Consider the following 11,489-nt stretch of genomic DNA (forward strand, 5'->3'; position numbering starts at 1 on the left):
ATGAACAGCTTGTCTGCGTACTTGATGTTGCAGACTGCCGTTACGACCGTTCCGGTCAGCTCGTTTCCGAACTGACGGCGGAGCGCGTCGGCGTTGATCTGCTGCTCGATCTGCTTGCGCAGCCTGCGGCGGACGGCACGCGGTTTGTCCTTTTTGTTAACACACACGTTTTTACGGATGCGAGAAACCTGCGTTTTGATTTTCGCAAGGAAGCCGTCGATCGTGGCTACGGTGGAGATAGAGCCGTCAATGTGGTAATTGGTCAGATACGGCGTTTCCAGATCGGGTGTTTCGCAGAGCTTATATTCGTAGGTCCAGTGATTCTCCTGACCGGAAGGGAAGCGGTGCTGCTTGAGCAGACCGGAAATCTTGAAGCGCTTCCAGAGCGTCGAGAAATGTTTTACTTTCTCCATGCAGAACGCACGGATTCCCTCGGGACGGAGAACGAAGTCGGGAATCTTCATCAGATGGCTGACGAGGGCGAACAGTCCCTTGCTGGCAAGGGAAATGGTCTTGTCGCGCAGGACCGAGGTGGAAATGTTGGTGTAGTCGCGCTGTGCACCGGAAATGCAGGCAACATCACCGTTGGGGCGGTCGATGGACGGGGAATAGACGTAGTCCACCGGCTCGGACGGATGCTGCATCAGGTTATAGACATGACAGAACGCACCATTTTCCGACTGGGAGAAATAGTGCTGCAAGTATCCCTTTTGCTTGAGCTCCTTCCACGCAGCATTCAGCAGGTAGGCGCTGTCCGAGCAGGCATAGCCGAGACGGCGCTTGCTGAGCGCGAAATCCGGCAGGCCGACAAAAGACTTGATGACGGCAAACAGACCCTTCGCCTCGAGGGAAAGCGTTCTGTCGCGCAGAACTTCGTTGTAGATTGTGGTGTAGCCAGCTGCGGACATTGCTTTCCCTCCTTTCTGATGGTCGATTTTTGCAGAAGAAACAAAAAATCGTCTGATGCTCTCACACCAGACGATTGAAAAACCATGTCTAAATTCGTATCAAAAATCGAAAATTCGTAATGTTGCACAAGTAAAATGTGCCGTGTTAAGCAGAAAAATTGATTTTTGTCGAAAAACGCGCGTCTTATTGACATAACCGCTTGTTGAATGTATAATGATTATACAGTAAGCGGTATGCGCCATTTGGCGCGTTACTGGTCTCAGGGTGAGTGAGATCTTACCGCCCGCTGGTGTTGGAAGCACCAAGTGGCGGATACCGTTTATCAAAGAGCTGATGTTTCCTAGGCATCGGCTCTTTTGTTTTTCCTGTAATTAAGAATACCATGGAAAATAAGGAATGTCAATCTTAATCAGGTGAAGTTGAAAAATACTCGGAAGAGTTGGGTTTTTTAGAATGAATCCGGGTTTTCCGGATATACTTGCAATGCCGCCTGATATGCGGTATACTATCGGTAGGCAAAAGGAAATCAGTATATCCATACTGAACAGCGAAAAGCCCCGGAGGTCACGACTCCGGGGCTTTTCTTATCTTTGGGGAGCAGGCAGATCAAACCTGAGGATGGCTACCAGCTTACTTTCTGTCCATCCATTTGCAGATGTAGTAGGCTACTACGCTTGCCGCAACAGAGAGTATAAAGGAAATCAGCCAATCCATGCTGAACACCCCCTTCCTCTACCTGTATGGGGGTGGTAGCCTGTACAGTATACCATGGATGTCGGATTGCAGCAAGGAAAGTCGAATATAGGTACAGTAGGGGAGCAGATGTTTGACTTCCCGGAATAAGACTTTCTGATTCGGATATACTTGCAAAGCCTACTGATATGCGGTATACTATCAGTAGGCCAAAAGATGAGAGTGTCCATACTGGACACAAAAATCCCCCAGAGACGCAACCTCTGGGGGATTTTCTATTCCGTTTTGTAGCAGGTGGCTTAGGCCTGAGGCTGGCTACCGATTATTTATCTCCGTCCAACCATTTACAGATGTAATTGGCGATTACACCTGCCACAACAGAGATAACAAAAGATGAGAGAATTTCCATACTGGAACACCCCCTTCCTCTACCTGTATGGGGGGTGGTAGCCTGTACAGTATAACATGGATGTCGGATTGCAGCAAGAAATGTCGAATATGGTTGCAATGATTGCGGCTATGCAGTATACTCTTTAATAAGAAATGGTGAAAGTGTCCATGGGGCACGAGAAAAGCTCCGGTGTTTCTGCACCGGAGCTTTTCTATTTGGATAAGACTACATAAAGTTATAAAGTTAAAAATTTATAACTGTTCAACGCTAAAACTTTGAATTGAGAGTCTATTAGAAGAAAAGGTTCTCTTTTCACAATATAACCGAAAGGAGCAGCGAAATGGTACAAAGATCGGTTTGCCTATGCGACGGAAAATACATCGGCATTGAGAGTATTTTCACAGTCATTGACGGAAAGCAGATCAATATTCCGGACAAGCTGTCCGCGCTTCGCACTAGAAGCCGCAAAGGTGAGCTGTTTTGTCCATGCGGCTGCGGTGCAAACCTTATTCTCGTTGCTGGAGACAGAAACCTGCGCGCACAGCATTTCCGTCTGAAGGACAGCGCCAGACAGCACGAGTGCACTGCTGAGACCGAGAGACCGCACTCAATCTATTCCAAGATCGTGCTGAAATGCTGGCTGGATGAAAAGCTGAACGTGTCCGATGTGGAAACGCGGGTTCCCATCTGTCTGGTCGGAGACACGGCGCGGAAATACGAGTTTTCGTTTGTGTCGCGGACGAGCAAACTTGCGGTTAGTTACAGCTGTAACCGCGCGAATCTGTCAGACGAGAAGATGGAAATTCTCCGTGCGAACAGCAGCGGTATTCGATTGATTTATATTGTGGATGCGTTGAACAGCTGTGGCAACGGTCAGTATCCGGAAGCATTGATGAAAGTGCAGGAGCGGCAGGGATATTGTCTGCTGCTGGACGTCGAGGAGATGGAGTATTCCACGGCGAAGCTGTCTGCGGTTTTCTACGCGCAGGACTGTACCGGTCTGTGGCGTGAGATCGAGTTTGCAGCAGGCGCGCTGCGTGAATTTTCGATCAGCGAGTACGGACGGCTGCTCTATCAAAACGCGCCGCTGGCTGCTCTGTGTGAATGGAAAAAAAGCGAGTTTGAGCGCGAGGTACAGCAGGAAAAAATACGGCGAGAACAGCAGATGAAAGAGCTGCTTGAGCGTCCAGAGCGCGAGCAAAAGCAGCGGCCAAAACGAACGCAGACGCTGCCGGTCCGCAGACCGCAGAATACGAAAAGTGAGCGGCAGCGCGCGATGGAAAAACTGGTTCACGAGAAGGAAGAGGCCGGCCGCCGCGCGCAGAAAAAACAGAGAGAAGAAGCGTTTCGGCAGACGCTTGCGGAGCAGCTTAATCAGCAGGAAACGCAGGTCATTGACCCGGACGGAAACCGCTGGGTTAAATGCCGGTACTGCGGCCGGGTGGACAAAACGACAGCGTTTTCGTCTTATGGTGGACGCGGCAGTGTGAACCTCGGAACCTGCAAAATCTGTGATCGGAAGCCTGTATCGGAGTGCCGGTTTATTCAGAAATAGAGTATCGTACCTGTGAAAATTTTTCACGGTCTGCAGCAGCAGTTAGAGAAGAAAAAAGCAAGAAAACAGCATCTGTATGGCAAACAGAAATGTGCTTTACTATACTAAAGGTTAAAGATTCCGCAAGCATAAGGTTTTGGATAGCCACAAACCTGTTTCCTCAGTGGAATTTCCCCTGAAACCCCGAATAGCCACGACAAGGAGAAAATGAAAAATGAGAAAACGCAATCATCAGATCATTGTGCGTTTGGATGATGAAGAACTGCTCATGTTAAAGAGAAAAATCCACAGAAGCGACCTGACAATGGCGGAGTATTTCCGTCTGCTGATCGAAAATGGAGAGATCAAGATGATTGGCCAAGATGTTCAGCAGGACATGCGGCGGAAGCTGCAGGGCATCGCTGTGAATATCAATCAAATGGCGCGGCTTGCGCACATCTCCGGCAACGTTGATACGCAAACGCTCAAAAAGATTTCCGGGCAGCTTGAGAAGATCGAAGAAGAATTTGCAAAGCTGAGATAAAAAGCGGATGCAGTCTGATTTACAGTCTGCATCCGCTCTTTATTTTTCTGCTTCGGCTTTTGCCATTTCCTCGTCAATGAGACGGTTGATGAAAGCGTTAATAGACTCGCCATGTGCGGCGGCATAGGCTGTGATCACTTCCTTTTTTCCCTTCGGAACGCGAAAGCGCATCTCGTCGAATTTGTCCCGCCACTTGTCGTTTGCGCGGCGGCGTGCATCGCTGATCAGCATAATGCTATCCCCTTATTCTGCTGTAAAAAATATAAAACTGATTTTATGCAATCTAACAATTGATGTACGCGCTCGTACATGATATGCTATCATCAGAAGAATGAAAAACGGCAGCTGACAGAGGCGGCAACCCCTGTCAGCCTGCGCAGGTGAAGCAGCCACCTGTACAGCGAAAAATTTCAAGTTCGCACCGCAGTACCAGTATACCCTTTTTCTGAAATTATTGCAATTCGGCAGCGAGAATTGCAGCAGTTTTTCAATGGGATTTTGCGGAACATTTTTGACTGTGCAGGCTCTTATGGATCTGCACGTTTTTTATTTTCCTGCAACTGTGAATAGTGTGTTGTTCACAGTTGGATAACAATTTTCACAGGAGGAAAAAACAAAAATGTCAGCAAAAAAATTTGCGCCGAGACCGCCAGTTTTGTGGAATATTCTCGCCTCGCGGCGGCTCATTTTACCGGACATTCTGAAGGAACTCGTGGACAATGCTCTGTCGGCAAATGCCGGCGACGTAGCCGTATATTTAAGACAGGAGGACTGGCACCAGTATCAGCTGGAGGTGATCGATAACGGCGAGGGAATAGCGGAGGAAAGGCTGAGCGAAGTATTCGGCTGTGGCCGTGCAAAGCCGCAGAAGCTCGGCCGGTATAACCGCTTCGGCATCGGACTGAAAACCGTGCTCGTAAACTGTGACCCGAAAGACAAAGCATGGGAGATGATCACCAAAATAGAGAACGGTACTGCTTTGCGAGTGGCGGCGCCGTACCGCGATTCAGTCATGCAATACGAGGCAGTCTCACTCGATGAGCTTCCGCACATGATGCGGACTTCGGGCACGAAGGTTTCCGTTCCTCTGCCGCATGAGCTGGTAGACCAGAACTGCCGCGACAGCAGGGAACTGGAAATGCGGATAGAGCGCATGATGGAGGAGCTGCGCGTTACTTATCTGCCGGTGCTGCTCGGCGAGACAGACTGCGGCGGCGGTCCGCAAAGGCAGAAAATACATTTCTTCTGGAAACCGCTGAACGGCCGGACGCGGATGTACAATCTGACCGGACTGGAGCCGATCTGGACGGACAACAGCAGGGAAGATGAGGCGCATTTTCTCCTGAACGGCGTCAGCGTACACGCCTCGTATCGCTACGGCGAGATTGAACCGGCACGGGGAAATTATCACTATTATCTGGGGGACAGATGGTCCGGAGGACTGATGATCTATCTGAACGGCCGCCTGCTCCGGCACGGTCTGTTTGATGAGATATGGAAAGCGGAAGTGCTGATGCGGAATACTTTTCTTTTCGTGCTGTATCTTCAGGCAGAGCCGGAGGAGGCTGCACAGCTGGATTTTCTGGACGGCAGTATGCAGAATACAGACCCATACTGGCATGAGCTGCTGCGGTGGGTGCGCTGCGTGTGTCCGGAACCGCAGCTGTATATACGACATCCGTTCCCGGAATGGAAGGAGGTTATCATTTCACAGCTGGAGGAAAGACTGCATCAGTCAAACGGGGTAAAGAGCATGCAAAAGAACCCGAGGGAATTCTATGGGATGATAGATAGTCAGACCATCTATGTGCATCTGAAAAACGGCCGGACAATGGTGATTATTTATTATCCGATAGCTGAATACTGGTTTGACGTCGCGAAAATTGGCATGTTCTGTCTTACCGCCACAGGAAACGGACTGCACTTTGATGAACTGATCGTAATCACAGACGAGCAGAGCGAGCCAATCAAGCGAAAACTTGCGCTGCTGCGTGATTACTGGTATCAGGATATACCGCAGCCGAAAATCCGTCTGGTGCACTGGGCGAGCGTACTGTCTGACGAGGAGGAAGAAGATGAAGCATGAAATCGAGATTACGCGTGTGATCGCGCTGCTGGACGAGGTTCTGCTCGTGATATTCGAGGATAAGACGCTGCATGTCCATGATGTGGAACTCATCCGGAACCGTCTGCCGGATATCCAGCCGTTTTCCGAGCCGGAGACGGTGCAGGCAGTAGAGGAGAATCGGGAGCGATGTCTCGCTGCGTGGAGTAAAGAGATTGACGGTGCTGCCTGCGGCCGCACAGAAGAAACCGTTGAGGTGAACGTGGATGTTGATACGGACGTGCTGGAATTGACCGAGGAATGGTGCGTAAAAGCAAACGTCACCGCCGAGAAACTCATGCTGGCGCTGCTGCGCTTTGTGGCAAAGCCGGAAAACGAGGAGCTGTCTCGTCGTCTGATCGAACGCATGCAGGAGATAGCGGCAGAGTAAGACATCACCCCGACGGATAACGTCAGAGGCGTTTTTTTAAATTTATGTTATCGCATAAATTTCGACATATATATCGAAAAGTAGAAAATAACAATTGACATTTTACTGGTATATGATATAATTTTCTTTGGAAGGGGCGAAAAATATGGAAAACCTCATTCTGAAATCGCTTTCTGCAGAAAATTTTGCTTCCTTTGCCGAACCGATTACGTTTACCACGGAAGCGGATTTAAGCAAGAAAGAGTATATCGACAACACATTTGCTTGTGGGAATAGTCGATTTAATAAGGTTTCTTTCCTATATGGTGCAAATGGATCGGGAAAAACATTTTTCTGTAAGATAATCCGAGAAATTCAACGATTCCTGAGTTTTTCACCATTAGCCGTAATAGATGCTGCGCAGCTGATGGCGAGGCCAGAGTTTAAAAACATAGATGCGCCTGTAAAAAACTTTGCATTTGATACAAGTTACAGAGAACAGCCTACAAGGTTTGCAATCGAGCTTGTTTTAGATAACATAACATACCATTATACCTTTGCAGTTCAGGGACAAGAAATTGTTTACGAACTTCTTACAAAGAAGTACCGGAGAACAGAAAAATTACTGGAACGTACATCATCGTCTTTTAAAGATATCACGCTTCGTTCAGAACTGAAAGGTTTTGAAGATGTCAAGCGTATGGTTAAACCAGAAGCGTTATGCCTTCCGATTGCTGACTTATTGAATAATCCATTGGCTTCGAAGATCGTTTCTGCGATTCAAGGAATAAATGTGGTCAGTATGACCGCGGGTAAGCTACAGCCGATCAATCCTAAAAAAACTTTTTCGGAGGATCGGCTTCGCAAGTATATCAATATCATTCGTACTGCCGATCCGACTCTTCGAGATATAAAAGTATCTTTTGAAGAAGAAGAGGTGGAGCATCAAAGAAATACTTCGGATGATTTTGAAAACAGAGAAGCTATCGTCAAAACGACGAGGGTGGGTATAGCATCGCGCCATGCAGTGTATGAAAACGGCAAGGAAACGACGATTACACCAATTTCCTTTTTTAAAGATGAGTCGCTGGGAACGGTAAAATTGTTTACTGCACTGCCCTATCTTTTTGATGTTCTCGAAGATGGCGGTGTCTTGATGGTTGATGAGCTGGAAAACGGTCTTCATCTGTCACTGGCCAAGGAAATTATCCACCTGTTTACAAATGAAGAAAGCAATCCGCATCATGCACAGCTGATTTGTACTTCTCATCAGCCGCTTTTAGTTGATGGAGAGTATCGACGAGATCAAGTATGGATCACTGCAAAGGATGATTGCGGCAGGAGCGTTTTACATCGAATGAGCGATTTGAAAACATCGCGAGCAAAGGTTAATTTAACCAATCGTATTCTGGAAAATGCGTTCGGATGTAATCCAAAGCTGTTTTTTGATAACAACACATAAAATGAGAAAAGAAAAAGACACCGAGCTGCAACTCGGTGTCCTGCGAGACGACAGAAGCACGGGTTATGGTACTTTGTCATAATTCACGGTTATTGTATCATATTTGACTTCCGATTGCAATATGAGATCTGTGTCTAGAAAGGTAAAAAAACGCAGTCTTTTTTCATAGTGTGATTGTAATAAATAATCTTTCTACAAACAGGAGGTCTATATGACTATCAAATACAAATATTATATCTGTCGTTGCGGAAAACGCGTGATTCCGGTGACGAACCCATCAAAATGTCCGCACTGCGGACGGGTCACTCGTTTAAAGTAAGGAGGCGTACTTATGGGTAAAAATCAGCATGTAACACCTCATCCGGCAGGCGGATGGCAGGTGAAAGGAGAGGGCAATACGCGCGCTACGGTACGTACTGCCACTCAAAAACAGGCAATGGATATTGCAAGAGAGATCTCTCGAAATCAGCATTCTGAGCTAGTGATTCATCGCTCAGATGGACGCATCAGGGATAAGGACTCTCACGGGCATGATCCATTCCCGCCGAGAGGCTAAGAATAGACAGAGGGGGTATGTCGTACGGGCATACCCCCTCTGTTTTAAATAGCAGTATCAGTATATTTCATTTTTTCAGCTCGTCTTGCCAATCTCTTGGAAATGCCAGATGATATAGGTCTATGTCATCTGCATATTCCTCAAACAGAGCAGTAATGGCGGGCATAAACTCGGTATTCCATTTATGGGAAGACGGATATAACGCCTTTACGGAAAGAATTTCACCCCATAGCCTTCTTTTCATGCGCTCGGGAATATCAAAACCAGAGGGTACGGCGGAGAATACTCTGAAATAGAGTCTGCCGTCATGAGCGCAAATATTACGCAAATCCGTACAGCATCTTAGCCAGCTGACCATATGACGGTAATCAGACCCGGCGAAAATCTTTTTATCTGCAGTAGTCAGATCATTGTAAAAATACGAAAGCATACCGAAAGTAAACAGCTCGCAGACAACCCATAATGGAAATTTTCCATCGTAGTGTTCGAGATGATGTTTAACAAATAGTACCTTTTTATTGTTTTCGATTTCACGATTAAGATTTGCCTTGAATTTTTCAGCATTGTGTTTCGAATTAAAGAATGAAGCATCGAGGTATCCGAGCGGTCCATATTTTTCGGAATGAAAATATGCAAGACGTGCTCGAAGGCTTATTTCAATAACCTCGATAGCAGAAAACAGAAGATTGCGAAGCTTCCGATCAAACTCATAAATATGGTAAACACGTTCGAACGACAGGTTTTTACCGTAGGTGCCGTCTTCGTTTTTGAATGGCAGCAAATAAGCTGATAAACGATAATAACCGATATGTTTTAATATTTGTTCACAAGCCGCATCATCTGTAATGATACAGCCTCTGCTGCGCAGTTTTGTTATTTGTTCAGTATAAGAGCTGTGTTCTTTTATTTGTATGATATGAGATTCCCCAGATAAAAAAATGTCTCCCCTGGGACACATCGTTGAGAGGTGTGGGGAGTCCTGTTACTTATTATAATACGCGTGACTTACGGATTTGTCAATCTAATTAACTTCAATTTAGAAGTTCTTCCTCCTCTTCCTCTCCCGAATCAGCGTAGACTTGCTGATACCAGTGAGTTTCACGACCTGCGTATACGAATGCTCCTCGAGCAGTGCCATTGCATGGTCAAGCTGCTCGGCATCGAACTTGGGCGGCCGTCCCTCGCGGAAATCGGGGTCGGTCGCGCGGGCAACCGCCTTGCCCTCCTGCGTGCGCTGCACGATCATGTCGCGCTCGAACTGTGCAAACGACAGCAGTACATTGCGCAGCAGCGTGTTGACCGAATCGTTGGACAGGATACCGAGGTTCAATACGTTGATGGTAATGCCCTCGTCGATCATGTCGGTGATCATGCCGGACGCCTGCGACACCGACCGCGCCAGCCGGTCGAGCTTGGTGACGATGAGCACATCGCCTTTTCGCAGCTGCGCGCGCAGCCTGTCCCATTCCGGTCGGTCCATCTTCGTGCCGGTGAAGGTATCCGTATAGATTTTTTCCGCGCCCGCCGTCGTCAGCGCCGCCTGCTGCGCGTCCAGACTGTTGCCGTCGCGCGCCTGCGTTTTGGTGGATACTCTCGCGTAGCCGAATATCATGCTAACCCCTCCGTTTTCACGGTTTTGACACCCATATTATAGCTTATGACACCTGGTTCTGCAACCGGTGGCATAAGTTTTGAATTTTGAACCCTTCCCCCGATTTTTGGGGTCCATATTTTGAAGCCCTAAAGCCGAAAATCATGCGGTAAAAAACGCCCTCTCACAAAGGCGGTAGTACCGCCTATGTGAGAGGGCAAAATAAAACTGCGATTTTATTATCATTTGGCTTAACAATCGGATAAAACCGCGTAAAAACAGCAGAAATTGTTTCATATTCTGTAATTTTATAAAATCAATTACCGCGACCTGGTAAGATCGGGCGGTAATTTCAAAGCAAAAAGCGATCATTTGCGCGTGCAAACGATACTGTCAATACGCCTTCGTATTCTCACCGGAATATCTGAAGTCAGACAATATTTCAAAGCAAAAATGGTTCAAGCAGCCGAAAGGGCTTTCTGTGGTGATCATTCACTGCAACCCCCGCGCTGCTGCCGAGGCAGACAGGCAAACCGGACTGTCGTGTTTCTATCGGCGGAAGCGTACCAAAATGGTAGAGGCGCCGCTGTATCTATGTGTATTTTACGTTTTTATGTTCCGGTCGATCTGTTCGTATCGCTCTGCGGCAACGATCCTGCTGTGGTCAAGGTCAGCGGCGACACCATCATCATTGACCCGGATGCTACGACCGAAGACGGCGATTCCAATCAGATTCCGAATCCGCTGACCGTCCATAACTCCCTTGCAGAGCTTGCAAAGGCAGTCAGATTTGACATCAAAGCGCCGACCGTGCCCGCAGAGCAGGGAATCAGTGAGACAGAGGTCGCGGCGGTAGTCAGCAGCACCTTATAAAAGAGTGAAGAGTGGAGATTTTCTCCACTCTTTCTCTTTTGCGGGTATACAGAAAAAGAGTGGAAAGTTCTTCACTCTCCACTCTTAAATCTTCACTCTGTGAAATCAGTCAGCCCAGTACTTTGCAACATGTGCCTTGGTAACCTCAGCGGCCTTCTTGATATTCTCCTCGTTGGACAGCTTGTAGTAGTCCGGACGGAACACCTCCATGGTGCAAACGCCGCCTTCAAAGCCGATCTTCTTGAGGGTATCTGCGTAACGCTTGTGATCCAGGCAGTCGCCCGGCTCGCCCGGCCACAGACGCTTCTCGTCGTTGTTGTAAGCAGCGCCGCACGGCATATTCTCCATGCCGTTCAGGTGCCATACGAAAATCTTCTTGCCGTCAGCCTTCTCAAGAGCAGCCCACTCGGAAGCCATAGCGTGGAAGTGGTACTGATCGAGGGTGATGCCGACCAGCGGATG

General features: G+C 47.9%; 13 protein-coding genes. 7 read left to right on the forward strand and 6 right to left on the reverse strand.

The features are described from left to right. The coding region (locus tag DWZ82_RS14460; RefSeq protein ID WP_442861244.1) for a hypothetical protein at positions 1-908 on the reverse strand (908 nt) is incomplete at its 3' end. A gap of 1,425 nt (positions 909-2,333) precedes the next feature. On the opposite strand from DWZ82_RS14460, the gene DWZ82_RS14475 reads away from it, so the two are divergent. Continuing rightward, positions 2,334-3,548: a DNA topoisomerase I gene (locus DWZ82_RS14475; RefSeq protein WP_118481371.1), complete on the forward strand. Its 1,215-nt coding sequence runs from the start codon at positions 2,334-2,336 to the stop codon at positions 3,546-3,548. Here DWZ82_RS14475 and DWZ82_RS15275 read toward each other — a convergent pair. Further along, a complete protein-coding gene (locus DWZ82_RS15275; RefSeq protein ID WP_158574459.1) occupies positions 3,535-3,696 on the reverse strand; it encodes a hypothetical protein in 162 nt (53 codons plus the stop codon). The two genes, DWZ82_RS14475 and DWZ82_RS15275, sit on opposite strands and share 14 nt — an antisense overlap. A gap of 66 nt (positions 3,697-3,762) precedes the next feature. Between DWZ82_RS15275 and DWZ82_RS14480 the strand changes: the two genes are divergently transcribed. Next, positions 3,763-4,071, forward strand: a complete 309-nt coding sequence (locus DWZ82_RS14480) for a plasmid mobilization protein (RefSeq protein WP_118481372.1) — start codon at positions 3,763-3,765, stop codon at positions 4,069-4,071. A 39-nt stretch (positions 4,072-4,110) separates the two neighbouring features. Here the strand turns inward: DWZ82_RS14480 and DWZ82_RS14485 are convergent, their stop codons facing one another. Beyond that, on the reverse strand, positions 4,111-4,302 hold the full coding sequence (locus DWZ82_RS14485) for a hypothetical protein (protein ID WP_118481373.1): 192 nt from the start codon (positions 4,300-4,302) through the stop codon (positions 4,111-4,113). Positions 4,303-4,690: 388 nt separating this feature from the next. Here DWZ82_RS14485 and DWZ82_RS14490 point away from each other — a divergent pair, with 388 nt between their 5' ends. The 4 genes from DWZ82_RS14490 (at position 4,691) to DWZ82_RS14505 (ending at position 8,563) form a co-directional block, all read left to right on the forward strand. Continuing rightward, positions 4,691-6,157 carry an ATP-binding protein gene (locus DWZ82_RS14490; protein ID WP_118481374.1) on the forward strand — a complete coding sequence of 489 codons (1,467 nt, stop codon included), beginning with the start codon at positions 4,691-4,693 and terminating at the stop codon, positions 6,155-6,157. After that, positions 6,147-6,566 (forward strand): hypothetical protein, encoded by a 420-nt coding sequence (locus tag DWZ82_RS14495; RefSeq protein WP_118481375.1) that lies wholly within the window; start codon positions 6,147-6,149, stop codon positions 6,564-6,566. Before DWZ82_RS14490 ends, DWZ82_RS14495 begins: the two co-directional genes overlap by 11 nt. 145 nt (positions 6,567-6,711) lie before the next feature. Beyond that, positions 6,712-8,007, forward strand: coding sequence for an AAA family ATPase (locus DWZ82_RS14500; RefSeq protein ID WP_118481376.1), 1,296 nt, complete (start codon positions 6,712-6,714; stop codon positions 8,005-8,007). A 331-nt stretch (positions 8,008-8,338) separates the two neighbouring features. Continuing rightward, positions 8,339-8,563, forward strand: a complete 225-nt coding sequence (locus DWZ82_RS14505; RefSeq protein WP_118481377.1) for a DUF2188 domain-containing protein — start codon at positions 8,339-8,341, stop codon at positions 8,561-8,563. Positions 8,564-8,630: 67 nt separating this feature from the next. Here the strand turns inward: DWZ82_RS14505 and DWZ82_RS14510 are convergent, their stop codons facing one another. Together DWZ82_RS14510 and DWZ82_RS14515 are read right to left on the reverse strand one after the other, a co-directional pair. Next, the gene (locus DWZ82_RS14510) at positions 8,631-9,521 is read right to left on the reverse strand and encodes an Abi family protein (RefSeq protein WP_118481378.1); all 891 of its coding nucleotides are present in this window, start codon (positions 9,519-9,521) and stop codon (positions 8,631-8,633) included. A gap of 78 nt (positions 9,522-9,599) precedes the next feature. Beyond that, complete coding sequence (locus DWZ82_RS14515) at positions 9,600-10,175, reverse strand: recombinase family protein (RefSeq protein WP_118481379.1); 576 nt, start codon at positions 10,173-10,175, stop codon at positions 9,600-9,602. Between the two features lie 573 nt (positions 10,176-10,748). Here DWZ82_RS14515 and DWZ82_RS14520 point away from each other — a divergent pair. Then, positions 10,749-11,027 (forward strand): hypothetical protein, encoded by a 279-nt coding sequence (locus tag DWZ82_RS14520; RefSeq protein WP_118481380.1) that lies wholly within the window; start codon positions 10,749-10,751, stop codon positions 11,025-11,027. Positions 11,028-11,132: 105 nt separating this feature from the next. Here the strand turns inward: DWZ82_RS14520 and DWZ82_RS15280 are convergent. Further along, the coding region (locus tag DWZ82_RS15280) for a TIM barrel protein (RefSeq protein ID WP_243022964.1) at positions 11,133-11,489 on the reverse strand (357 nt) is incomplete at its 5' end.

The sequence above is a fragment of the Butyricicoccus sp. AF35-5AC genome (assembly GCF_003477715.1).
Lineage (GTDB): Bacteria > Bacillota > Clostridia > Oscillospirales > Butyricicoccaceae > Agathobaculum > Agathobaculum butyriciproducens.